We start from the raw sequence: 25,457 nt of genomic DNA on the forward strand, positions 1-25,457 counted from the left end.
GACTGGAGGGTCAGCAGCCGGGCCAGCATGCCGCCTTCGGCGTCGGCCTGGGCGAACAGTGCGGCCTCAATGCGCTTCCACACCCCAGCGGTCTGCCAGACCCCGGTACAGGGCATAGGCCCTCCACCACGGCCCGTAGCGGGAGGGCATGTCGCGCCAGGGCGCCACGACCCTGGTTCTCCACCGTGCGGCGTTGATCATGTCCCGCAGCGGATACACCCGGGGCCTGCCACGAGCAGGCGGGGCGAGCAGCAGGGGCTCGAGCAGCCCCCACCGGGCATCGGTCAGATCATGACGGGCACAGGTGTCTATACGCAACAGCCGAGGCCTTTGGTGGTGTCACGGTGTGGTCTCGCACCACCCGTGACACCCCGAAGGCCTCACCTTGTTCCGCACACCACGCCAACCACCCCACCCACTTACGCAACACGCCCGAGGCCACCCCGGCCGTAGGCGTCCTGGAGCGCGTACAGCGTCACTCCACGTTTGAGAGTCATGTTTCCGTCCTTTCTTCTGCATGTGGGAAGTAAGGCGGTCGGGGCCGGGCGCGCGGAACTGCGAGCGCGGACGACCGCACAGTTCCGGGGGAATAGCCCTTTCAACCCCGGTACCCGGGAGTCTGCGTCGGCTCCCGGCCAGCCCGGTCATCTCCGGTCCAGAGCGGACGTGCCCCTACGCCGTCGACGCCGAACGCCCACGACGCTACGGTCCGCGCCGCTTCCGGGCCAGGCACCGGAGACGGGCTTTCGCACGATCAGCAAGAAAGTGAGAGCGGCAGTCGCAAGAGTTACGACGGCACCGCCCCATAGCGAATCAGCGGCCGGAAGTGTCCATCCGTGACCACTGCCTCCGAGATACCTTGACCGGCCGGTTCGCGCAAACGGCCATTCGATCAGGGACGCAGCGCATCCAGCGGGAAGGTCAGCGTGCCGTCAGGCAACGTGGCCGTGAATCCGGTTCCGGTGATGACGGCCCGGAACGCCGGCGGCGGTGCGTCGATCTGCGCCACCGCCTGCGAAAGCCGCGCTGCCCCGGCGGAAACCTGACCTCCCCCGAGCTTGACCTCCACCGCGGCCCACGAACCGTCCGGCATGGTAATCACGGCATCGATCTCATGCCCGTTCGAGTCACGGTAGCGATGCACGCGGCCGCCCACCGCCTCGGCGTAAACGAGTAGATCGTGGACAACGGCGGACTCGAACAGGAAGCCGAGCGTCTCAAGGTCGCGCGTCAGGCGCGCGGCGTCGGCCCCCAGGGCGGCAGCGGCCAAGGCCGGATCGGCGAGGTGGTAGGCATTGCTTCGGCGCAGCTTCGCCTTCGAGCGCAGCGCAGTCGCCCACGGCGTCACGGCCTCAACCACAAACACACGTTGCAGCAACTCGAGCAGTTTCGCGACGGTGGCCTCAGACGGCGCCGGGAGCACGCGGGCGATATCTCGGCGCAGCGTTGCCTGCGAGACCTCGCTAGCCGTGGATCGTGCTAACGCCACCAGCATCTGTTCTACGAGGACGGGCTCAGAGCGCAGCGTGGCGAGTCTCCCGAGGTCCGTGGTAGCGGTGTCCTGAAGGTAGCCGTTCAACGCACGGGTACGCACCTGCGCGTCGGCTGTGCGCAAGGCCGGGAAGCCCGGAGTAAGCACATTGTTGACTACATCGGCGAGCGGGGTGGTGCGCATTGATGGTGTCGGCTGCGAGCCGGAAAAGAGGTCTTGCAGCCCGATACCCGGCGTTGTCAGTTCACCGGCCTTCTCCGCCCAGGTCATGGTGCGCTGACGGATGCGGATGAATCGGCTCGCTCCGGTGTGCCTCACCGAGTCGGCGGTAGGCACGGCCGAACCGGTGAGGATGAAACGCCCAGGTTGATTCGAGAAGTCGACTGCCCGGCGAGCAAGGTTCCAGACCTGCGGGACGGTCTGCCACTCATCGAGCAGCCGTGGCGTCTCGCCCTCGAGCAATATGCGCGGGTCGACGTCGGCAGCGGCCTGCGCCTCGGGGGTGTCGAGCAGAACGTACGATCCGGCGTGATGTAGGCCGGTCATGGTCTTTCCGCATCCCCGCGGCCCCTCCAACACGATGGCACCGACGGACTCGAGGGTTTTGCTGACCGCCGCATCCACGGCGCGCGGGAGGTAGGCAATACCCACTTCCTGTGCCGTATCCATGCCCGCAGCATAGCTGAAGGTAGGGATTTGCAGGAGCCGAAGGTAGGGATTTGCAGGACCCGAAGGTAGGGATTTGCAGGAACCCTTCCGCCCGGGGCGTGCAGTTCCGCGCGCACCCGCACTGTCTGTGGCGCCCTCCCCCGCGCGAGGATGGCGGGACCGGTCAAGGAGGATCCCGCCATGTCAGTTCCCAGCGTCCAGCTCTACGCCGTCCGTGACGCCCTCGCCGCAGACCTGGAGGGCACCCTCGCCCGCATCGCCGAGATCGGCTACACCCGCGTCGAGGCTTTCGCCTTCGTCGAGCAGGCGGAGCGGCTGCGCCGCGCCCTGGACGCCGCTGGCCTAACCGCACCAACCGCGCATGCCTCGATCATCGAGGCCGAGGATCCCGAGCAGGTCCTGGCCGCGGCCACGGAGATCGGTACCCGGCTGCTCATCGACCCGTACCTGCCACCGGATCGCTGGCGGACCGCCGACGACGTCGCCCGCCTGGCGGAGAAGACGAATACGGCGGCAGCACTTGCAGCACAGGCGGGGATGACACTCGGCTACCACAACCACGCCTGGGAGACAGCGACCCTGATCGGCGGCAAGCATGCGCTGGAGGTGTTCGCCGATGCGCTTGAGCCGGGTGTGGCCCTGGAGGTGGATACGTTCTGGGCAACCTTCGGCGGTGCGGATGCCCCGGCACTGCTGCGGCGCCTGGGCGACCGGGTCAGGGCAATCCACGTCAAGGACGGCGTCCTGCCCTCCACTCCCCCGCGACTTCCTGAAAGCATTGAGGGGATCACCGCCGTCATGGCGCAGTACACGGCCCAACAGCAGCCGGCCGGCCGTGGCGCGGTAGACATCGAAGCCTCGCTGCGTGCGGCGCCGCAGGCGCTGCGCGTGGTGGAGTTCGACGACTATGCGGGCGACATCTTCGAGGGCATCGCGGCCTCACTGACCTGGCTGCGCGAGCACGACGCCTGAAGGCGCGTTCACTCTAGGCCTTCTGCACCATGCGCGCAGAAGGCGGGCATCTGGGCCTGTCCGCGGCCGAACCTGCATCGGTAGCTTCGCATTCGTCGGGGGGCTCGGATCGGGCGATGCCGCCGCATCAGCCTCCGGACGGCCGTTTGTCTGCGAAGGAGCTTTGTCATGCCGCGTCCCATCAACCTGTTCACCGGCCAGTGGGTGGATCTGCCGTTCGAGGAGGTGTGCACGCTGGCGGAGCAGTGGGGCTTCGATGGCCTGGAGGTACCGGTGGCCGGCGACCACCTGGACGTCTACCGCGCCGCCGAGGACGATTCCTACTGTCAGCAGTGGAAGGACACCCTGGCCCGTCACAACCTGAGCGTGTACGCCATCTCCAACCACTCCACGGGCCAGTGCATCTGCGATGACCCCATCGACTTCCGCCACCGTGGCCTGCTGTCCGATCGCGTCTGGGGCGACGGCGAGGCGGAGGGCGTGCGCGAGCGCGCCGCCGAGGAGCTCAAGCTCACCGCCAAGGTGGCCGCCAAGCTCGGCGCCAAGGTCGTCACCGGATTCACCGGCTCCAAGATCTGGAAGTACGTGGCCATGTACCCGCCGGTGGGCGCCGAGGTCATCGCCGACGGATACGAGGACTTCGCCCGCCGCTGGAACCCGATTATCGACGTCTTCGACTCCGAGGGGGTCAAGTTCGCCCTCGAGGTCCACCCCAGCGAGATCGCCTACGACTACTGGACCACCAAGGCCACCCTGGACGCCATAGGCAACCGCGAGGCCTTCGGCATCAACTGGGACCCCTCCCACATGATCTGGCAGCAGATCGACCCGGCCGTCTTCCTCACCGACTTCGCCGACCGCATCTACCACGTCCACTGCAAGGACACCAAGACCCACTTCGACGGGCGCAACGGCCGCCTGTCCAGTCACCTGCCCTGGGACGACCCGCACCGCGGCTGGACCTTCGTCTCCGCCGGCCTGGGCGAGGCCGACCTGGACGGCTACTTCCGCACGCTGAACCAGATCGGCTACGACGGTCCGATCTCGATCGAATGGGAGGACTCCGGCATGGACCGCCTGCACGGCGCCCCCATGGCCCTGAAGTTCGCGCGCGAGCACGTCTACGACCTGCCCGACGCCGCCTTCGACTCCCACTTCGACAACCGCTAAACCGTTAAGGCGGAGCCCAGAATCGAGCTCCCCGACGCACCGCACCGGCGCCCCACAGCTTCCGGCAGGAAGGTGTGGGGCACCGGCGTCTCATGCGGGTATCCCCATGGCCGGACCGTGGCGCCTTGTGGCCCCCTGGGATCGTGGATGCTTCCCCCGTCGACGATGACGCCTCTCCCGCCTCCGCCCCGGTCAGCCCGGCCCAGCGTCGCAGCACAGAGATGCTGCGCGGTCTGCGCTTCGGCGCCCTGGTCATCGCAGTGATCGTCGGCGTCTGGGCCTGGCAACAGGCCAACCACTACAACGGCGCATTCCGACTCTCCGAGAATGCCCGAAACTCCGCTCTCGGTGGCGGACTTCTCCTGGTTGCGGCCACGTGCTGCGTCTGGTTGCTGCTTGCTCCCACGACATCGCAGACAAAACAGCCTCGTGCACTGGTACGCGCGCTCGTACCCGCAGTACTCTTCACCGCCGCTTCGCTCCTATTCGGCTGGACATGGTGGCGCGAGTCGCAGGACATCCAGATGTCCTATCCGGCGCTCGCCCAGCTCGCGGTCGCAGCACTCGCCCTCGGCGCCGCAGGGGTCGCGGACATACTCATCCGCGACCGACACAACCACCACGCAAAGCCCCGTTCCCGCCGAATCCGTCTACTCCGCCCCACCCGGCCGGCCGCCGTCGCGACGGCACTGACACTCGCTGTTGGCGCTGTGACTCTAGCCCTGCCCGCCGAGCACTACGCGGCCAAGTCCGTGCAGGTACCCGCCGCCCCGGCCCAGCCGGTACCCGAGTCCCTGAGCGATTCCGTCACCTGGCGACGGACCATTCAGATTCCTAATGCGGGAGACCTGCAGCCCATCGGCGGTGTGATCGCCGGGGCAGCCGGCCCCATCGTCATAACCGACCACGGCGCCATCGGCCTCGACCCGAGCACCGGGAAGACCACCTGGTCCTACACCCGCGGTGGCAAGCTCGTGACATTCGGGGACGACTACTGTTGGAAAGAGGGCAATGCCTGGTGCTACGCGGCCATCAGCCCGGACCGGAGCCGACTCGTGCTCGGCTACAACGCCGGCTGGCTTGGCACACCTCTGGTCGTACTCGACACCACCACCGGGGAGGTCGTCTTCGAGTACATCTACAATTATGATTCCATTGCCCGTTTAGGACCAAACATCCAGGTCACCGACCAGGTACTCAGGGCGGGACGCAACATCCTATCACTCAGGGACGGCAGCATTCAATCAACTCTTCCCTACAGCACATTCTATGAATACGAGAATCCGCATTACTGCGGCGATAGAAACATAAAGCGCTGCTGGAAATACCCCGGGCCGACGCAGGGCGGGCACTCCACCCTGGTTTACGGCACCATCTGCGGAAACCCCAGCCAGCCCGAAAACATAGAACCGAAGGACGACCGCAACCGCTGGTGCGCGTTGCTCACCGCCCCGGACGACGATCCGACCGCGCTCACCCTGGTCGACGCCGTAGTCCCGACGTTTCGGGAGGCACCGGAATACGTCGGCGGCTGGACCGTGCGCTACGCGGACCCAGACGCCGCCTACACCGAGCTGAGTCGACACCAGGATCCCAAGGAAGTGGACACTCTCAGCTTCCCCCTCGAAGCCGTCAGCCTAGACACCCTTGCCGGAACCGACGACGTTGATCCGGTCGCCCTCGGCAGCCTGAACCGCCCCGAATACAACCGCAGCACCCGCACCCTCGCCGTACTCGGAGCCGCCCCCACAGCGGAGGAGGCAACCGTACAGGCACGCTTCGACCCCGCCACCCGCACGGTTAACCACGTCGACGACGCCAACTCTGATCCCACCGGGCCCGGATACCTCGACGACCTGCGGCTCACCGCACCACAGGCCCAGGAAGGAATAGACCTGGTGCGCAGCGACGGCCGCCTCGCCCTGTACCTGGACTACTACTCCGAAGACCCCGCCCAGGAGCCGTATTACACGAGTAATGACGCCCCATACATCGTCCAGGCCCCCGGAGTTATCACCGTCGTGGACCTCCACAGCGCCCGGGACAGCAGTGGCGACGGCTATAGACACGAACTCGTCATTTACGGCGTCGGCTAACCTGGCAAAAGCCGCGTCCGGGCCCGCCCACGGGCAGTCCGCCCCATGGCCGGGTGCGGTACCTCCTGCCACCCTGGGAACATGCGCACTCCCTCCCGCGACGACGTTGCCGCCACAGCCACCCCACCCCGACGCCGCAGCACCGAAATACTCCGCGGCCTGCGCGCCGGCGGACTACTGGCCGCCGTCATAGCAGGAGCCTGGGCCTGGCAACAGGCCAACCACTACAACGGCGCATTCCGACTCTCCGAGGACGCCCGAAACCCCGCTCTCGGTGGCGGACTTCTCCTGGTTGCGGCCGCGTGCTGCGTCTGGTTGCTGATTGCTTCGGCGATGTCGCAGATACAACGGCGTCGTGCACTGGTACGCGCGCTCGTACCCGCAGTACTCTTCACCGCCGCTTCGCTCCTGTTCGGCTGGACGTGGTGGCGCGAGTCGCAGGACATCCAGATGAGCTACCCGGTGCTCGCGCAACTCGCCGTCGCCGCCGGCGGACTCGCGGTCGCCGCAGGCTCAGACCTGCAACTGCGTAGAACCGGGCCGCACACCCCTAAAGCGCCGGCACGCGCAGAGCAACACCCACACACGACGGGTCTCGCGACCGGCGCCGCTGCGGCGCCTCTCGCCGTCGCCGTCATCGCGTTGACCATCCCCTCAATGATGTACACACCCACATCAGTACAGGTCGCCGCAACCGAACCAGCGCCGATCCCCGAAACCTTGACCGCTGAGGTGCGCTGGCAACGAGTCATTGAGCACGGCCGCGACGATGACATAACAGGCGTGATCGCCGGAGCCGCGGGGCCCATAGTCGTCACCAAACACGGCGCCATGGGCCTCGACCCCAACACCGGCGAAACCACCTGGTCCTACTCCCGCCCCGCCGACCTAGATTCCATAGGCCGCGATTGCTACACACGCATGGAGGCTAGTTGCAAAGCAATCCTAACCCCGGATCGCACCCGGCTGGTCATGGGTTACGGTTACAACCCTCTGGAAACGGAATTCGTTGTGCTCGACGCCAGCACCGGAGAGGTCACCTTCGAGCATGCGTACAAGGATCGCTCTGAACTTGAAGAGAACCGCGGTAGGCCCTGGGTCTACCGGTACCCCAGCGTGCAAGTCACCGATCACGTGCTCGTGGTCGAGCAGGAGGTGCTGTCGCTGACCGACGGCAGCTTGCTGAGCACGCTGCCGGACGAACGCGCACCGCGACTAAACCTAGGCAATCGCTCCGAATGCCCCCGTGACGATTCTCCCCGGTGTGGGGGATATCTGCCCCCGTCTCGTGCCGGGCACTCGACCCTCATCCTGGGAATCACCTGCTGGAGCCCGGACAAGGATCCAGAGAATTATGTCGATTATCCCTGGTGCGAAATGGAAGTGGCGCCGGACAGCGACCCCTCGGCAGTGAGCACGGCCAGCGGAATCGTCCCGCCAGACCCTGACCGCTGGGAATCCGACTCTGTCGTCGTGGACGGGTGGACCGTGCGCTACGCCAACCCGGACGCCGCCTATGAGGAACTGAGTCGGCACAACCTGATGGAGGAGGCGACCTCTCTCAGTTTCCCTCTGGAGGCCGTTAGCCTGGACGCCCTAGCAGGAGTCGATGATGCCGAGCCCGTCGCCCTCGGTAGCCTGAACCGCCCCGAACGCTACGAGGGCGCACACACCCTTGCCGTCCTGGGCGCCGCCGAACCGGACGAGCCGGCCACCGTCCAGGCCTGGTTCGACCCTGCTACTCGGCAAGTTTTCACTCGCGACGACGTCGACACCCGCCCCTCCGGTCCTGGCTATCTCGACTCTCTGTACCCCACCGGGTCACGCACGGACGACGGAATTGACCTGCTTCGTCCCGACGACGCCGTCGCCATGCACGTGGACTACCCCGATCGGCGGGAGAATCTCGATTACAAGTCCGAGTACGCTCCGTACCTCGTACAGGCTCCCGGAACAGTAGCGATCGTCGACCACTGCAGCATCTGGCGCACAGACACGAATGACCCCGCCCCCACGGGCTACGGAACGGTGATTTACGGCGTCGGCTGACCGGGCAAAAGCCGCGTCCGGGCCCGCCAACGGGCAGTGCGCCCCATGGCCGGGTGCGGCGCCTCCTGCCACCCTGGGAACATGCGCACCTCCCCCGCCGACGACACACGCCTCCGCCCGCCTCGCCCGGCACGGGCGATCCGTGAAGCAGCTCTGACTACCGCCGTCGCCATCGGCCTGGTATCGCCCATGCTGGCGGGCTGCACCGACTCGGTCCCGACGTCCACGCCGTCGACGGCCTCCCCTACCCCCACGACGGCGGCCGTCTCCACCACCGCCCCCGCAGGCATGGCCGCAGACATCCCGGACACCCTCGGGCAACAGGTGCGCTGGCAACGCGTCATTGACGATGACGACGCCGAGATCTACCACGTCGAGGGCGTGCTGGCCGGGGCCTCTGGACCCATTGTCGTCACCGGCCACGGCGCGATGGGCCTCGATCCCGAAACCGGTGAGACCACCTGGTCCTACCGCGATCCCGAAGGCACCATGCCGGTAACCGGATACGGCGTCGTCTCCGCCGAACGGGCCCACGGCCAGGCGGTACTGAGTCCGGACGGCACCCACCTGGTTCTCGGGCTGAGCTCGAGCACCAGCAACTTCGCCACCCGGCTGGTCGGGCTCGACACCGGCACCGGAGAGGTGCTGTTCGACCATGAGGTGACCGGCTACGCGATCGTCAGCGAGCGGGCCGTTGACCTGCATATCCAGGTCACCGATCATGTGGTCATGGCCGAGCGGGAAGTGATCTCGCTCGAAGACGGCTCCGTCCTGGCCACCCTGCCCCCGGACCCGGCCGTCGTCGACGGCGACCGGCAATGCCTGCGCACCGACGTCGGCTCCTGCGAGAGCTTTTGGCCCGGCTCCCAGGGCGGGCACTCCACCCTCATTCTGGACTCGACCTGCTGGAGCCCCGGCCAAACCGCGACCAGTTGGTGCGAGTTGACCCTGGCCCCCGATGACGACCCCACGGCATCGCGACAAGTCGGCGGCTTCGTACCCATCGACCGGACCACGGGCGACGCCGAGGGGCAGAGCACCGTCGACGGGGACAACCTCGACTCCGTGTGCCCCGTTCTGACACCGCCCGTAGTCGACGGTTGGGTCATCCGCTATAGCGACGTCGACGCCGCCTACGCCGCCATGCGCGACGACGACGCGGACCCGCTCTCCCTTCCTCTGGAGGCCATGAGCCTGGACGCCCTCGTGAGCACCAACGACGCCGCACCGGTGCCGCTGGGCACCTCGGGGCAGACCGTGCGTGACTACGGCGCCCGCACTCTGGCCGTGGCAGGCGCGGACGGGAAACCCGGCGACGCGGTGGTCTTCGACCCGGCCACGCGACAGGTACAGGGCGTCGACCAGGCCTTAGAACAGGGCACGGGGGCCGTTTACCTGGATGCGCTGACCGTCACGCGGTCCGGCAGGGACCTCGACATCACTCGCCCCGACGGCTCCGTTGCCCTGCACCTGACCGAATACGACGCTCGCATCGAGCACACCGACGCCTACCTGGTGCCAGCGCCCGGCGTGATCGTCGCCGTCGAACGTCACCGCACCACTTCAGAGGATGGGAAGACCGATGAGTCCGAAGTCGTCATCTTCGGCGTCGGATAGCGGCTCCGCGCCCGCCCGCGGTGACGGTGCCCGGCGCCGCGGGCGCCTCAGCCGACCGGCGTTCCTCGCCACCGTCCTCACGCTCGCCATCGGCGCCGCAGCGCTGGCCATCCCGCAGAGGATGTACGCACCGGAGTCCGTGCGGGTGCCGCCCGCCGCCGTCGCCCTCAGGCCCGATACCCTCGGTGAGGAGGTCGCCTGGCAGCGGGTCATCCGCTACGACGACCGCGACGCCGTAACCGGGGTTACCGCCGGAGCGGCAGGCCCCGTCATCGTTACCGCTCATGGCGCCGCGGGCGTGGACCCCGCGACCGGCGAGCAGACCTGGTCTTATACCCGCCCCGCCTCACTCCGCAGAATCGGAAATCCCTGCGAACGTGATGGGGTGCCCGAGCCGCATACCGACGCCTCGTGCTACGCGGTGCTCACCCCGGATAGAAGCAGACTTGTCTTGGGCTACGACGCCGGCCCGCTCGGAGTTCTGCTGGTCGTGCTCGACACCACCACCGGCGAGGTCGCCTTCGAGCACATGTATGCATACCGCGGTGGCGAGGACAGCCGCACCAGTGCTGGGAGACACGTTGACGTCCACGTCACCGACCGGGCGCTCATGGCGGGAGAGGAGGTGGTGTCACTCGAGGACGGGAGCCGGCTTGCCACGGTTCCCGAAAGCGCGCTTACCGACGTCGGCCTCACCAATGACTGTCCCCGCGACGACGTGGAGCTGTGCGAGAGGTTGGAGGGGCCTTCACGCGGCGGTCATGCGACGCTCGTCCTCGATCTGACCTGCTGGCGGCCGGACCACGACTACGACAAGAACTCGACCTGGTGCGAGGCGCGAATCGCCCCGGATGACGATCTCACTGCCATCCAGACCGTCGCCGGGGTCGTTCCCGCAGAGAGCGGCGGCCCGGAGGTCATCGAGGGGCGGGTCCTGCGTTATGCCGCCCCCGATGCCGCCTACGCGGAGCTGTCCCAAAGCTCTCGAGAGGACGTCGACGCCAGTGAGGGGGCGGCCGGGCGCGGCCTCCCCCTTGAGGCCGTGAATCTGGACTCTGTCTCCGGTTCCGAGCCCGCGGAGACGGTGCCGCTGGACGGTGTCGGTGCGGTCCATTCCTACCGCATTCGGCATCCGTACCGGGTGCTCACAGCCGAGGGCGGGCCCGAAAAGGCGGAGCGGTCGGCCGGGGACGCGGCACCTGACGCGGCGGTTGAGGCCTTCATCGTCCCGTCCGCAGACGGGGTGTATACCGCTGCCGAGCTTGCGGGGCAGACGTCCGGAGCCGCCTGGTTGGAGACGCTCCAGGTACACAGGTCAAAAGGCGAAGGCGTAAGCGTGATGCGCCCGGATGGTGAGGTCGTCCTGCACCTGAACGACTACCCCGCCGCCGTCAATTGGCTCCCGACCTCCGGGGTCGGCTACATCCTCCGGGCTCCCGGCGTGACCGCCGTCGTCGATCAACACGCGATCGTAGAGAGCACCGGGGACGCCTCCTACGAACTCATAATTACCGCGCTGCGCTGACTCGGTTGGCGCGGGCAGCCCGCCCCATGGTCGGACGCGGGGCCGCCTGCCACCCTCTTGCCATGGCCAACGACGACGCCCCGCCCTCCCAGCCCACGCCCGAATCGCAGTCCCCGCGACGGAACCGGGCCCGGAACCAAACCCGGCGCGACAGCATCCTGCGCGGCCTGCGCGCCGGCGGACTACTGGCCGCCGTTATGGCGGGGATTGCCGGTGCCTGGGCGCGCCGTGGAATCATCGTCGACACGGAACTCCCGGAATGGCTGCGTCCGGACGCCAGACTCATCCCGGTCCTGATTCTTCTCGCCTCGGCCATCTGGATAGCGACGAGTATGCTCCCAGAACGCAAGCGAAGGTTGTTCCCCGGACGCAGCATCCTGGCTGTACTGTTGTTGGGCATGCTGCTTGTCGTCGCCGCATGCTGGTCGTTGATCGGGCTGATGTCTGTCAATGACATATCCCTCATCCTGATCCTGGCTATTCTCGCCCCGATCTTCTGGGCGGCGGCCGTTTCTATGGCGGAAAATCTTCGCACGAGTCCTCGTGGGAGGCGCACATCCATTGCAGTCATAACGATTCTGCTGGGAGCACTGCCCAGCACCGGCACCTACCTGCTCGGCAGATCGTGGTGGCAGCAGTCGCAAGATATCGGGCTTCCCTATCCGGTGCTATGGCAATACGCCGTCGCCGTCGCCGGACTAGGAGTCGGCGCGGTGGCCGGAGTTCTTCTGCACGCAACCACTGCTGGAACCTACAAGGAACGGCGTCACATGCTGAGGCTCCCGCACACAGGCCGGGCATCGACAATCACCATGAGTCTCACTGTCGGTATAGCGGTCATAGCCCTGATGGCGCCGTCCCAAGTATACGTGTCGCAATCAGTCCAAGTCCCCCTGACAGACGGACAGCCGGTGCCTGAAACGCTCGGCGACCATTTCGCTTGGCAACGCGTTTTCGACCGTCAAGACGAGGACTGGGTCCATGGCGTCATCCCGGGTTCGGTCGGACCAATTGTCATCACCGAACACGGCGCTCAGGGCCTTGACCCCAGCACCGGCGAAACCACATGGTCTTACCACCGCGAAGCTAAAACCACACTTCTCGCCTCCAATAATCCGCCCTGCGACGAAGAAGAGCAGGCGCACTGCCACGCGGCACTGTCGCCGGACCGCACCCACCTGGTAATCGTCTACGCCGGCGCCGGCGGAGACCTGTTCGTCTCGTTGAACACGACCACCGGCGAAGTCGCCTTTGAGCGCACCGTCACGGATTGGCGGGACAGAGAGGTTCCAATCCAGATTACAGATAACATCGTCACGGCGGGCACCAAGCTTCTGTCTTTGACGGACGGGAGCGTCGTGGCCGAGCTACCGGACCATGACACCGGCAGCGATCAGAGTGAGGCACAGCAGCCAAAATATGCGCACAGTTCAGATCCTGAGGCGCCCCGAATCTATTCGCCCTTCCTTCAGGGTGGGCACTCGACCCTCATTCTTGGAGTCAACTGCTCAGACCTCGGCATTGGTTCCGAATATGCCACGTGGTGCGAGATAACCGTGGCCCCGGACACCGACCCCGAAGCGACCAGGACTGTGGAAGGCATCGTTCCTGTATTTGAGGACTGGGATTACACCGGGATCGCCATTGCCGATGGTTGGACCGTGCGCTACAGCGATCCCGCAGCCGTCCATGAGAGTCTTGGCACTCGATTCGGAACCGACTCGCTCGGATACTCTATTGAAGCAGTCAACCTCGATGCCCTTTCCGGCGTCGATGCCGATGCACAGCCGGTAACGCTGGGAGACTCGGACCGCCCTATTCCCCCCAACGCTGCAAGCACGCTCGGCATCCGCGATCCGGAAGCGTACGCCTACCGCTTTTACCGCCCGGCCCTTTCGGCCGTATTCGATCCCATGGCGGAGCAGGTGCACTCCGCCGGGGATCTGACCGAGCAGGCCACGGGCCGCGGCTACCTTGACACCCTGGTCGTGGAGAAGAGCGTTGACCATTCGGGCCTGGACGTCCTCGACCTGAACGAAAAGGTGGTACTGCATCTGAGCCTCAGCCAAATCGCCTCCCCAGAAGACTTCGCCACTGCGAACGACACCCCGCTTGTCAGCAACGGATACCTCGTGCCAGCGCCCGGAACCGTGGCACTCGTCTATGAGCGCCTCGCCGTGGACAGCGCCAAGCACCCAACCAAGGAACAGATCGTCGTCTGCGGTCTGATATAGAGGCGGATACCGCCAAGGGATGGCGCGTTCGGTGGGCAGCCCGCCCCATGGCCGGGCATGGAGCCTTCTGCCACCCTCTTGCCATGGCCAACGACGACGCCCCGCCCTCCGAGACCACGCCCGGCTCGCAGTCCCCGCGACGGAACCGGATCCGGAACCAAACCCGGCGCGACAGCATCCTGCGCGGCCTGCGCGCCGGCGGACTACTGGCCACCGTCATAGCAGGAGCCTGGGCCTGGTGGCAGGCCTGGCGGAACCCGGGCATGTTAGGCCTACACAGCAGCGGCTTGGATCCGCTCTCGCTCTCCTTCATCCTGCTCCTCGCAGCTGCGACGGTCTGGGCCTTTTGCGCCTGCATAGTCGAACCGGCAGACAGTCCCCGTCCCCGACGTACGCTCCTGCTCGCCGCGCTGCTTGTACTGATTCCCTCAACCATCGCTGTAGTTCTGCTCGGCAGGTACTGGTGGCAGCGCTCCCAGGCCATTGGTCTGCCCTACCCGGTGCTCTCCCAACTCGCCGTCGTCTCCGCCGGAATCGGCGTCACAGTCACCGCCGGCCTCCTGCTGCACCTGGAACGCGGCAGTCGTACACCTTCCAAACAGCTCCTACGCCGCCGCCCCACCCGAACCACGACGGCGGTCGCCGTCCTCACCATCGCCGTCGCCACCATCGCACTCATGCTGCCGGGCCTGACCTTTACAGCCCGGTCCATCGAGGTGTCTGGTCTCCGCCCCGCGTCTGTCCCGAACGCGCTAGGCGAGCAGATTCTGTGGCAGCGTGCCTTCGACACCAATGAGTCCGACTCGTTCAGATACGTCGTTTCCGGAACAACCGGCCCCATCGTCATCACCGAACACGGGGCCCAGGGCCTGGACCCCCACACCGGCGAAACCACCTGGTCCTACACCCGCCCGGCATCGACATTCAGCCTTTGCGGATACAACCATGACTCCGGCACGTGCTACGCGGCCATGAGCCCCAATCACGCACATATGGTGCTCGCCTACCACGCCAGTTTCGGACGCACCCTGTTCGTAGGCATTAATACCACCACCGGGCATGCGAATTTCGAGTACATGCATCACTCCTCCGCCGATACGGATCCAGCGCAGTACCGCAGACAGATCACCGACCATGTGTTCGTATCCGGCCCGGAAATTATCTCTCTTGCCGACGGCAGTCAGCTGGCCACACTGCCGGAAGTCACCATGCCGAGCTGCGACGGGCATTCATCTTGCTTCACACCTCCTGTCCTGCACGATCCATCCAATTTGCAGGGCGGGCACTCAACTCTCATTCTCGGAGCATACTGCCCCAACACAGTACCGATGGGCCCCGAGAGCATCTGGTGCGAAATGGCGGTAGCCCCCGACGACGACCTCACCGCCATCACCACCGTCAACGGCATCCTGCCCACGGTTAATGACGGACCAGTCGTAGCGAATGGGTGGACCGTGCGCCTCCACGACCCCGACGCCGCCAACCAGGAAATAAGCGAACAGCTCGGGACAAGCCACAGCCGTCCCGTGGATGCAGTCAGCCTCGACGCCCTGTCCGGCGCCGACAACACCGCCCCGATTCCCCTCGGCGACCTAATTCAACCCCTCAATAACAACGGCTCCTGTACGCTGACAGTGCAGGGCGCTTCTTCGACCGAGGTCGTCTTCGATCCCGCCACCGGGCAGGTCAACACCACTCAGGAGCTCACCGAACGAGCGTACGGCCCCGGCTATCTAAACACGCTCACCGTCGAGGAGTCCAAAGAAATATCGGAGCAACCAGACGGAAGCATATCCGTGGAATACACGGGAATTGACATACACAACGCCGACAACAAGGTTGCAATGCACCTGGATTATGCCGATCTCGCCACCGACAATGGAGACATCATCTCCGGCGACTCCCCCGTGCCCGCGCCCGGCGTCGTGACCTTGGTCTATGACCGCGCCGTCGTAGACGACAATGACGGAACCAGCAAGCACCAAACCGTGGTCGTCGGCCTCGGCTAGGAACTCACCCACGGTCAGCCGAGGGCTGTACCAACCCGAAGTGCACTCTGAACGACCTTGGGGACGTTGTACGACCTTGGGGTACGTTCCACGACCACCCCGGGGTCGTGAAACACACCCCAAGGTCGTGAATCGCGCACCGCGCCCCCTACTCCGCCGTCAGCTGTCATCCTTGGGTCATGTGCCCCACCGCCGAATCAGCCGGCTCCACCGACGACGACCCCGCACCGCCCACGTCCTCAGGCGCTCGATCCGCCGATTACGGCAACCGCCCCGACCCAGGCCCGGAGTTCCCGCCTCCTCCGCCGTCGTCCATGCGTGAAGCCGCCGCCGAGCCCCGGAGCACCTTCGAGGTCCTGCGCGGTCTGCGCGCCGGCGGAGCGATCACCGCCGTCGTGGCCGCAGCCCGGGCCATGATCCAGGCATCATGCAACCCCGGCATACTGGAAGCCGCGGCCGACGTGCTCATCCCCGGTCTCGCCCTACTGACGCCCGTGGCCCTACTGGTCTGGGCGTACTATGCGCACCTGGTCGGCGTACGCCCCCGTCATCACCGCACCCGGATCGTCACTCTGCTCGTGCTGCTCCTGGTCATCGTGCCGGCATTCGCTGTGACGGTCCTCCTCGGCAGACTGTGGCTGCAACAGTCCGGGGAGATCGGCATGGATTATCCGGGGCTGTTCCCACTCACCATCACCGCCGCGGGGCTGGCCCTGACCGTCACCGCCGACGTCCTGCTGCGTTTGACCCGACAGCGGCACCCAGCGGCACCCCGACCGCTCCGACGCCACCTGCGCCCCACGCCGACAGCGCTGGCCGCCGCAGTTCTCACGCTGGTCATCGCCGCCTCCACGGTCATCGTCCCGTACCTGTCCTTCCCGGACCGCGCCCGGTCCGTGTGGCTGACCGCCGTGCGCCCGGTGACGGTCCCCGACACGATCGACGACGACGTCGCTTGGCAGCGGGTGTTCGACGAGACCGAGCCCGTCCGAGGCGTCGTGGCGGGAGCGTTCACCCCCATGGTCATCACCGACCACGGCGTTCTCGGACTCGATCCCAACAGCGGCTACACCGATTGGATCCAAACCCGCGCGGCGTCAACCATTGCGATCGCCGACTGCGACGGCGACCAGCGGGAGGCGTCCTGCTACGCAGCCCTCAGCCCGAACCGCGCACACCTGGTCGTCGCCTACGGCGCCGGCCCGACCCGCACCCTGCTCGTGGGCATCGACACCGCCACCGGGCGCATCGCCTTCGAACACATGCACCACCACTCCAATCCTGATTGGTCAGGCACCGAGAACCGCCTACAGATCACCGACCACGTGCTAATGGTCGACGACGACGTGTTGTCGCTGACGGATGGTTCCCTCCTGGCCACAATGCCGGAGACACGTCTCCCGGTCTGCGAGGACGACTGGGGCTGCGCCATCTCCGGCTGGGAGCCCGCCTCGTTCTTCCAGGGCGGGCATTCGACCCTCATCCTGGGCACCTACTGCCCGAGCGACCGGGAGGGATGGTGCGAGCTGACCCTCGCGCCCGACGATGACCCCACCGCCATCACCACCGTCGACGGCATCGTCCCCGCCGGACACCATGGCGGCCCGGTCGTGGTCGACGGGTGGACCGTGCGCTACCGCGCCCCCGACACCGTCTACCAGAAGCTCGCGGACCAGAGCCAGGACACCGCCGAGACAACCACCCATCCCCTGGATGCCGTCAACCTCGACGCCCTATCCGGCGCCGCGCCCACATCCGTCGTACCCCTGGGTGACCTCGCGGCCCCGGTACAGAACCACGCCGCCAGGACGCTGCGCGTCCAAGCCGGTTCCTCGGCCGACTCCACTGACGCCGTCTTCGATCCCGCTACCGGGCAGGTCGGCACCGTCCAGGCGCTGACCGAGCGGGCCTCCGGCCGCGGGTACCTCGACACCCTCACGACCAGGCGCTCCGGAAGCACTTCTTCGCCGGACGACGTCGGCTTCGACATCGTCGCCCCGGACGGCGCCACCGCCGTACACCTGGACCGCGACGCTATTGAGGGCCACACCGCGGTCTCCGCGGCCGACCAGCGTTACCTCGACGACGGTTACCTGGTGCCGGCGCCCGGCATCATCGCCCTGGCGTGCTCACGCTCGGCCACGGCCGAAGACCCGGATGACTCCGCCCGGGTCTCCTCCGGGTCCGGGAGCTCCGGTAGCAGTGAGACCGTCGTCGTCGGGCTCAGCAACCGGCCCGCGGCGCCCATGGGTCGCCCCGCCTGAGGCACTTGCCGTATTCCCAGTATGGGCCACCAACCCGGGCACTTTGCCGTGGGCGATAAAGCTAGGCGGACCTCAATACGCGAGGCTAGCCTCATCTCATGACCACAAGTTCAGTAAGCGCGAATGAGACCCCTGACTTCGACTCCCGCTCGGTGGCCCGCGTGGCGACCGACAAGCCGGCCGACTACGGGCGCCGGCTCGTCAGCCACATGAGCCGCAGGATCGACGGCGAGTGGAATGGGGCCGAGTCCACCGGTCACCTGGCCTTCAACCGCGAGGGGGCCGTGACCGGCGTGGCGGACCTGGCCTGCGAGGACGACGTACTCGTCCTGACCCTGTCGGCTTCCGCGCAGGAGCTGCCGCGCCTGGAGGAGGTCGCCGGTCGGCATCTGGCGCGCTTCGGCTACGAGGACGGCTTGGTCGTCTCCTGGACGCGCCAGGACGGTTCCGCCGGTACCACGCAGGGCCCGCTGACCAAGGAGGACCTGGACCGCCTGCGCGCCGAGTACAAGGCTCGCGCGGCCCGCGAGGGCGAGTCCGACGCCGCCGAGGACTTCCCGGACCTGCGGAACTGACAGAGTTTCCGAGATACTCGATGCTTCATCCCGTCTGTCCCGTCGAACATGCGCATCGAGTCCGCATCCAGTCGACTCCCAGCCCGACGCGGTAAGACATCAGCGCCACGTAAGCGCACCGCATAGGAAGGTTCACCATGACCGACGCCATCACCCCCATTTACACCATCGAGGCCCTGGCCTCCGGTGACGGCCGCAACGGCCACGTCGCCTCCACCACCGGCCGCATCGACACCGACCTGGCCGTGCCGAAGGAGATGGGTGGCTCCGGTGCGAACCTGCCCAACCCGGAGGAGCTGTTCGCCGCCGGTTACGCCGCCTGCTTCCACTCCGCCCTGCAAGCGGTCGCCCGGTCCCAGAAGGCTGATCTGGGTGACTCCAGCGTCGGCGCCCGGGTCTCCATCGGCTCCAACGGCGAGGGCGGTTTCGGCCTGGCCGTCGAGTTGGAGGTTGTCATTCCCGCGCAGCCCCATGATGCGGCGCAGGCGCTGGCAGAGGCTGCTCACCAGATGTGCCCCTACTCCAATGCCACTCGCGGCAACATCCCGGTGACCATCACCGTCTCCGACGACTGAGGCCGGCCGCGGGCGAGCAATATCAACCGATCTCGGCACGTAACTTTGACCGATCTCGGCGAAGACGAGGACGGCGCCATTACTCGCCAACGGTGATGTGGCCGGCGGGGTCCTGGACCCGCAGCATGAGCAGCAGGCCGACGGCGAGCACCGTCACGATCCCGAGAATGCCCCAGTAGCCGGCATCGGCGCCTACCACGTGCGTGCCCACCCAAATGGATGCGCCGTACATCATGGGCGCCATGAATGACACGGCCCGCCCGGTCGTGGCGTACAGGCCGAAGATCTCGCCCTCACGCCCCTGCGGTGCCAGCCGGGCCAGATAGGAGCGGGCCGCGGACTGGGCGGGCCCCACACAGCCGGACAGCACCAGGCCCAGTATCCAGAAGACCCGTGCGCCCGCCGTGTGCAGGACGAACACGAGTAGGCCGGCCACTACCAGCACCGTCAGCGCGCCCAGGATGACTCGACGGGGGCCGAGCAGGTCGTCCAGCCGCCCGGCGGCAATGGTGGCGACGCCGGCGACAACATTGGCGGCAACGGCGAAGACGATCACCTCGCCGGAGGTGAAGCCGAAGGTGTTCTGGGCGATGATCCCGCCGTAGGTGAACACCCCGGCCAGCCCGTCGCGGAATACCGCCGCCGCCAGCAGGAACCACAGCACCTCCGGATGGGTGCGATACAGTCCCACGAGCGTGCGCCACAGGTGCTTGTAGGAGGCGGCCAGGGGCTCGTGGCGCATGATCCGCGTCGGCGCCTCAACCGGATCCACAGGCTCGCTCTCCAACCCGGCCAGGGCGCGCTCGTCCCCACCGGCGGCCTCGATCGCGGCCCACCGCCGCCAGGCGTGCTTGCCGGACTGGGTGACCAGCACGGGGATCGCGCACAGACCGAACCAGCCGGCAGACACCAGCATGGAAACACGGATATCCATGCGGTTCTCGTCCGTCACCCCGAACCAGCCGACCTCCGGGTTGATGAAACCGACGTACAGGATCAGCAGCAGCACAATGCCGCCGAGGTACCCCATGCCCCAGCCGAGCCCGGAGACGGCGCCCACCCGGTCCTGCGTGGCCAGGCGGGACAGCAGCCCGTTGTAATTGACGGAGGCCAGCTCGAAGAACACGTTGCCGACCCCGAGTAGCGTGATGCCCAGCCACAGATAGCCGGGCTCGGGCAGCACGAAGTACATGGCCGCGCTGACGGCGACCACGATCGCCGTGTACGCCCCCAGCCAAAACACGGTGCTGCCGGAACGATCGGCGCGCTGCCCGGCGACGGGCGCGAGCAGGGCGATACACGCCCCCGCGATGACCAGACCCACCGAGAGGGCCGACTCGTTGGCGGCGGGATCACCAAACGCTGAACTGGTGAGGTAGACCGAGAAGACGAAGGTGGTGATCACCGCGTTGAAGGCCGCCGAGCCCCAGTCCCACAACCCCCAGGCGAGGACCGGCCAGGTCAGCAGCTTGCCGCGCGCAGACGCGGCGCGCTCACCGTCCGCCGCGCCGACCGGGGTGAATTCGGCATCCCGTCCAGGAATATGTGGCCTCATGGCCTAGAGCCTAAGACCGAATGCCCTCCCGGCGGGCGAGTACGTCGGCCAAGGCCAGGTCCAGTGGCGTAGTCACCTTCAGGGCGAGCGGGTCCCCGGCGACGACGACGACCCGGCCGCCCATCGCTTCCACAAGGGCGGCGTCGTCCCTGGCGGCGTGGGCCTCATCGGCGGCGCGGAGCGCCCCCAGCTGGTGCGCGGCCTCGAGAGTGGCGCGGGCGAAGCCCTGCGGGGTCTGGATCGCCCGCAGCCGTGCCCGGTCCGGGGTGCCCACCACTCGCTCCACCCGCTCCCCCGCGTCGGTCACCTCCTTAACGGTGTCGACCACGGGCAGCCCGGGGACGACGGCCTCGTGCCCCGCGCGCACGGCGGCGACGATGCGCCGGATCAGGTCGGGCGGGGTCAGGGCGCGCGCGGCGTCGTGCACCAACACCACTTCAGCCTCGGGGCGCGCCTTCAGCGCGGCGTCCAGTCCCAGGGCGACCGAGGCCTGTCGGGAGTCCGGCGAGCCGGCAACCACGGCGACAGCCCCTTCACCCGCAAGGTCGACAACCTCCGCGGTGAAACGGTCGATCTCGGGGCCGGGAGCGGTGATGGTGATGTGGTCGATGACGCCGGAGGCGAGCAGGCCGCGGGCGGCCCGGTGCAGCAGGGACTCGCCGCCAACCTCCACCAGCGCCTTGGGCCCCCGGGCGCCGAGCCTGGTGCCGGAGCCGGCGGCGGTGAGTACGGCGACGGCGATCCCAGCGGTCTTATCCGACATGCGCGGGACCTTACCAGTGTCGCGGGACCGCGTGGCCGCAGCCGGGTTTCAGGCCGCGACGAGTGTCAAGACAACACGAACCGGGGGTGGATGCCTTCAGGCGGCCGTGCCCGAGGCGAGCACCTCGTCGAGCGTGTTCTCGGCCTCTTCCTCGGGGGTCTTCTGCGCGAGCGCGAGCTCGGAGACGAGGATCTGCCGGGCCTTGGCCAGCATGCGCTTCTCCCCGGCGGACAGACCGCGGTCGGTGTCCCGACGGGACAGGTCGCGCACCACCTCGGCGACCTTGATGACGTCTCCGGAGGCGATCTTCTCCTGGTTGGCCTTGAAGCGCCGCGACCAGTTGGTGGGTTCCTCCGTCAGCGGCGCCCGCAGCACCTCGAAGACGCGCTCGAGTCCGGACTCGTCGACGACGTCGCGCACGCCGATGAGGTCGACGCTTTCGGCCGGGACCAGAATGGTCAGGTCGCCCTGAGCGACCTCGAGCTGCAGGTAGGTCTTCTCCTCGCCCCTGACCTTGCGCTGGCGGATGTCAATGATCCGGGCGGCTCCGTGGTGGGGGTAGACGACGGTCTCGCCGACTTCAAATGTCATGTGTGAGGTCACTCCAGAATTTGTCGCGGGACTCCATTTTATCAGGAAATAACGCCGGAAGATCGGGGAGCTAGCTCACACGAGCCCGGGGTCAGTCGGCAGCGACCAGCCGATAGCCCACGCCGCGCACGGTGGTAAGCAGCGTCGGGGAGCTGGGGTCCGCCTCGATCTTGGCGCGAATCCGCTTGACGTGCACATCCAGCGTCTTGGTGTCCCCGACGTAGTTGGCGCCCCACAGGCGCTCAATGATCTGGGCGCGGGTCAGCACCCGGTCGGGGTGGCGCAGGAACAGTTCCAGCAGTTCGAACTCGCGCTTGGGCATGGGCACCACCTGCCCATCCACGCGCACCTCGTGGCGGCCCACGTCCATGGCGACCCGCCCCGCCGTCAGCACCGGCTCCTCGGGTGCATCGTCCGCGGTGCGGCGCAGCACCGCGTGCACGCGGGCCACGAGTTCCCGGTAGGAGTATGGCTTGGTGATGTAGTCGTCGGCGCCGAGTTCCAGTCCGGCGATCTTGTCCATCTCCGCATCCCGGGCGGTGAGCATGATGACCGGCACACGCGAGCTGCGGCGGATACGGCGGCACACCTCCGCCCCGGACATGCGCGGCAGCATCAGGTCCAGCAGAACCAGGTCGATGGGCCCGCTGCCGCCGGGCGCCCCCGCGCGCTCAAAGCGCTCCATGGCGGCGGCGCCGTCCTGCGCCTCAACCACCTCGAAGCCGTCGCGGCGCAGGTTCAGCGCCAGTGGCTCGCGGTAGTTCTCCTCGTCCTCCACCAGCAGGATGCGGGTCACGACTGCTCCTTCCCCCGGGCAGGCTCGTCGGAGATGGCGGCGATGGCGGCGAACGAGGCGCCGGCGGCCCCGCTGGCCACCGCCTGGACCGCCTCGGGGTCCGGCCCGGGCCGGTCCGCCTCGGTGCGGTGGCGGGGCAGCACCAGGGTGAAGGTGCTGCCGCGCCCGGGCGCCGACCACAGCTCCACCGTGCCGCCGTGGTCGGCGGCCACATGCTTGACGATCGACAGGCCCAGCCCGGTGCCGCCGGTGGCCCGCGAGCGCGCCTTGTCCACCCGGTAGAAGCGTTCGAAGACGCGCTCCTGCGCCTGCTTGGGGATGCCGATCCCCTGGTCGACGACGGCGATGCGCACCAGCTCCGGGTCGTGGGCGTCCACGCTCAGCCCCACGCTGACGCGGGTGCGCGGGTCGGAGTAGCGGATGGCGTTGTCCAGCAGGTTGCTGACGGCCGTAACCAGCAGGGAGGCGTCACCCAGGACGTGGAGGTTCTCGGCACCGCCCGCGACCAGGGCGACCTCCTTCGCCTCGGCCTCCACCCGCACGCGGTCCAGGGCGTCGACGACGACGTCATCCAGGCTCACGTCCTCGGGCTCGACCAGGGCGTCACCGTCCTGCAGGCGGGACAGCTCGATAATGTCCCCCACCAGCAGTTCCAGGCGGTGCGACTCGCGGCCCATGCGCGCGGCGTAGTCGACGACGAGCGTGGGATCGTCGGCGTTCTCGCGCACGGTTTCGGCCAGCAGAGAGATGGCGCCGACGGGGGTCTTGAGTTCGTGGGAGGCGTTGACCACGAAGTCGCGCCGCATCTCCTCCACGCGCCGTGCGGCGGTGCGGTCCTCGATGAGCACCAGCACGCGGCCCCGCCCGATTCCGGCGACGCGCACCTGCAGGTGAAAGTTGCCCGCGCCGGGCAGGCGACCGCGGGCCACCGTGATCTCGGCCTCCTCGGCCTGACCGGAGGAGCGCACGCGCTCGACCATCTGGGCGACCTGCGGCTCGCAGACCTCGTCGTCGCGCACCAGGTTGTAGGTGTAGGCAGCGGCCGAGGCGCGCAGGACCTCGCCGTCGTCGTCGAGCAGGACCACGGTGGAGCTGAGCGCGGCCAGCACCGGGATCAAGCCGTCCCGCTCAAGGGTCGAGCCGGAGGTGATCCCGTTGCCCTGTGCGTCGCGCGTGGCGTGCCCGAGCGCGAGTCCTGCCGCCGCGCCCGCGGCGACACCGGCCACGGCAACGGCGATGATCAGCCAAACGGTTCCCACGCCCCCTAGGGTAGAGGGGTGGGCGGGCCGTTCGCGAGCCCCGAGCGCCGACACGTGGGAGGCAGCCGTGCGCGACATCTTCAACCAGGAGCTCAAGCAGCTGGGAACCGATCTGGCGTCCATGGCGGAACAGGTCGCCACGGCCATCGAGCGCGCCGCGGAGTCGCTGCGCAGTGGCGACATCGTGGTGGCCGAGCAGGTCATCGACGCCGACGAGCGCATCAACGACCTCCAGCGCGACATCGATGACATGTGCGTAATGCTGCTGGCCCGCCAGCAGCCCGTGGACCGGGATCTGCGCAACGTCATCTCCGCCCTGCGCATGGCGCAGACCCTGGAGCGGCAGGGTGACCTTGCCCGCCACGTCGCCGCGATCGCACGCGGCCGCTACCCGCTGCCCGCGGTGCCCGAGCCGGTTTTCGGGCTGATGGTGCAGATGGCCGACGCCGCCGTGCGCGCCGGTCATGATGTCAGTCGTCTGATTCAGACCCAGGACCTGCAGCTGGCCGCGCAGATCCAGGAGCGCGACGCCGAGCTGGACGCGCTGCACCGGAAGTCCTTCCAGATGATCCTCGACCCGGAAAACGAATTGACCCGCCAGCAGGTGGTCGACGCGGTGCTCATGGGGCGCTTCCTGGAGCGCTTCGGTGATCACTCCACGTCGGTGGCCCGCCGCATGGCTTACCTCGTCTCGGGTATCACCCCGCCCAGTCCCAGCGAGTCCTGAAATATGCCTTTCCGCTCAAGGGCTGGGGTGGTGAGTTATCGGCGTGGGTGTGGTGTCGACGATCGGGGTTTTGGCTGCTGTGGTGCGGGAAAACTGGGGTGAATATGGCCTGGCGGGTGATTCCGGGGCGGTGCTCGACACTCGTGGGTAAGACCGCGGCCCCCGCGCAGGGCCATGCCCGATCTGCCATACCCCGATGAAGAAGTCCGGCCGCACCGCCGCAGGCAGCCGACGGTGAAAAGCGAACCACCTGCCCGACTTCCGCGCTCTGCTCGGCCTCACCTCATACCAGGCACGCCCGGTCCGTAACCGGCGAGGCGTACTCCGGACGCTCATCGGCGCCGAACCACATGGGGCCCGTTACGTGCGGGGTGGCGGTGATACTCATCCCGCCCCTATGTATGTACTGCACGACCCCGGGCCGCGTTCCACGACCTTGGTGTGTGTTTCACGACCCCGGGGTGGTCGTGCAACACACACCAAGGTCGTGCAGTGTCGCCCAGGGTCGTGCAAAAGCAC

The 25,457-nt window shown here is 67.4% G+C and carries 19 protein-coding genes; 12 read left to right on the forward strand and 7 right to left on the reverse strand.

The features are described 5' to 3' along the window. Positions 1-66: 66 nt before the first annotated feature. A complete protein-coding gene (locus DRB06_RS16970) occupies positions 67-318 on the reverse strand; it encodes a transposase (RefSeq protein ID WP_159097713.1) in 252 nt (83 codons plus the stop codon). 574 nt (positions 319-892) lie between these two features. After that, positions 893-2,161 (reverse strand): ATP-binding protein, encoded by a 1,269-nt coding sequence (locus tag DRB06_RS12035; protein ID WP_108968759.1) that lies wholly within the window; start codon positions 2,159-2,161, stop codon positions 893-895. A 180-nt stretch (positions 2,162-2,341) separates the two neighbouring features. Here DRB06_RS12035 and DRB06_RS12040 point away from each other — a divergent pair, with 180 nt between their 5' ends. The 11 genes from DRB06_RS12040 to DRB06_RS12095 all read left to right on the forward strand — a co-directional run bounded on the left by DRB06_RS12040 (position 2,342) and on the right by DRB06_RS12095 (position 19,247). Then, positions 2,342-3,133 carry a sugar phosphate isomerase/epimerase gene (locus DRB06_RS12040; protein WP_073328891.1) on the forward strand — a complete coding sequence of 264 codons (792 nt, stop codon included), beginning with the start codon at positions 2,342-2,344 and terminating at the stop codon, positions 3,131-3,133. A 168-nt stretch (positions 3,134-3,301) separates the two neighbouring features. Continuing rightward, positions 3,302-4,303: a sugar phosphate isomerase/epimerase gene (locus DRB06_RS12045; protein WP_073328889.1), complete on the forward strand. Its 1,002-nt coding sequence runs from the start codon at positions 3,302-3,304 to the stop codon at positions 4,301-4,303. A 143-nt stretch (positions 4,304-4,446) separates the two neighbouring features. Next, positions 4,447-6,399, forward strand: coding sequence for a YrdB family protein (locus DRB06_RS12050; RefSeq protein WP_146750881.1), 1,953 nt, complete (start codon positions 4,447-4,449; stop codon positions 6,397-6,399). Between the two features lie 81 nt (positions 6,400-6,480). Continuing rightward, on the forward strand, positions 6,481-8,448 hold the full coding sequence (locus DRB06_RS12055; RefSeq protein ID WP_111820070.1) for a YrdB family protein: 1,968 nt from the start codon (positions 6,481-6,483) through the stop codon (positions 8,446-8,448). An 81-nt stretch (positions 8,449-8,529) separates the two neighbouring features. Further along, the gene (locus DRB06_RS12065; protein WP_146750882.1) at positions 8,530-10,065 is read left to right on the forward strand and encodes a hypothetical protein; all 1,536 of its coding nucleotides are present in this window, start codon (positions 8,530-8,532) and stop codon (positions 10,063-10,065) included. Next, positions 10,031-11,590, forward strand: a complete 1,560-nt coding sequence (locus DRB06_RS12070; protein ID WP_111820073.1) for a hypothetical protein — start codon at positions 10,031-10,033, stop codon at positions 11,588-11,590. The genes DRB06_RS12065 and DRB06_RS12070 overlap by 35 nt, the downstream gene beginning before the upstream one ends. Before the next feature lie 62 nt (positions 11,591-11,652). Next, entirely contained in the window at positions 11,653-13,824 is a 2,172-nt protein-coding gene (locus tag DRB06_RS12075; protein WP_111820074.1) for a hypothetical protein, read from the forward strand. A gap of 83 nt (positions 13,825-13,907) precedes the next feature. Continuing rightward, positions 13,908-15,833: a hypothetical protein gene (locus DRB06_RS12080; RefSeq protein ID WP_111820075.1), complete on the forward strand. Its 1,926-nt coding sequence runs from the start codon at positions 13,908-13,910 to the stop codon at positions 15,831-15,833. 179 nt (positions 15,834-16,012) lie between these two features. Then, positions 16,013-18,097 carry a hypothetical protein gene (locus tag DRB06_RS12085; RefSeq protein WP_146750883.1) on the forward strand — a complete coding sequence of 695 codons (2,085 nt, stop codon included), beginning with the start codon at positions 16,013-16,015 and terminating at the stop codon, positions 18,095-18,097. Positions 18,098-18,195: 98 nt separating this feature from the next. Next, entirely contained in the window at positions 18,196-18,672 is a 477-nt protein-coding gene (locus DRB06_RS12090; RefSeq protein WP_111820077.1) for a DUF2218 domain-containing protein, read from the forward strand. 137 nt (positions 18,673-18,809) lie between these two features. Beyond that, on the forward strand, positions 18,810-19,247 hold the full coding sequence (locus DRB06_RS12095; RefSeq protein WP_181575267.1) for an organic hydroperoxide resistance protein: 438 nt from the start codon (positions 18,810-18,812) through the stop codon (positions 19,245-19,247). A gap of 79 nt (positions 19,248-19,326) precedes the next feature. Here DRB06_RS12095 and DRB06_RS12100 read toward each other — a convergent pair whose 3' ends face one another. From DRB06_RS12100 to DRB06_RS12120, 5 genes are all read right to left on the reverse strand, one after another. Beyond that, positions 19,327-20,802 carry an MFS transporter gene (locus DRB06_RS12100; protein WP_111820078.1) on the reverse strand — a complete coding sequence of 492 codons (1,476 nt, stop codon included), beginning with the start codon at positions 20,800-20,802 and terminating at the stop codon, positions 19,327-19,329. 10 nt (positions 20,803-20,812) lie between these two features. Then, on the reverse strand, positions 20,813-21,565 hold the full coding sequence (ispD, locus tag DRB06_RS12105) for a 2-C-methyl-D-erythritol 4-phosphate cytidylyltransferase (RefSeq protein ID WP_111820079.1): 753 nt from the start codon (positions 21,563-21,565) through the stop codon (positions 20,813-20,815). A gap of 96 nt (positions 21,566-21,661) precedes the next feature. Further along, complete coding sequence (locus DRB06_RS12110; RefSeq protein ID WP_073328853.1) at positions 21,662-22,156, reverse strand: CarD family transcriptional regulator; 495 nt, start codon at positions 22,154-22,156, stop codon at positions 21,662-21,664. 91 nt (positions 22,157-22,247) lie between these two features. Next, a complete protein-coding gene (locus tag DRB06_RS12115) occupies positions 22,248-22,952 on the reverse strand; it encodes a response regulator transcription factor (protein ID WP_073328850.1) in 705 nt (234 codons plus the stop codon). Further along, positions 22,949-24,211, reverse strand: a complete 1,263-nt coding sequence (locus DRB06_RS12120) for a cell wall metabolism sensor histidine kinase WalK (RefSeq protein ID WP_244671567.1) — start codon at positions 24,209-24,211, stop codon at positions 22,949-22,951. Before DRB06_RS12120 ends, DRB06_RS12115 begins: the two co-directional genes overlap by 4 nt. 67 nt (positions 24,212-24,278) lie before the next feature. Between DRB06_RS12120 and phoU the strand changes: the two genes are divergently transcribed. Further along, the gene (phoU, locus tag DRB06_RS12125; RefSeq protein ID WP_073328844.1) at positions 24,279-24,938 is read left to right on the forward strand and encodes a phosphate signaling complex protein PhoU; all 660 of its coding nucleotides are present in this window, start codon (positions 24,279-24,281) and stop codon (positions 24,936-24,938) included. Positions 24,939-25,457: the final 519 nt, after the last annotated feature.

Origin of the sequence: Actinomyces sp. Z5 (genome assembly GCF_003287795.1) — a bacterium.
Classification (GTDB): Bacteria; Actinomycetota; Actinomycetes; order Actinomycetales; family Actinomycetaceae; genus Actinomyces; species Actinomyces glycerinitolerans.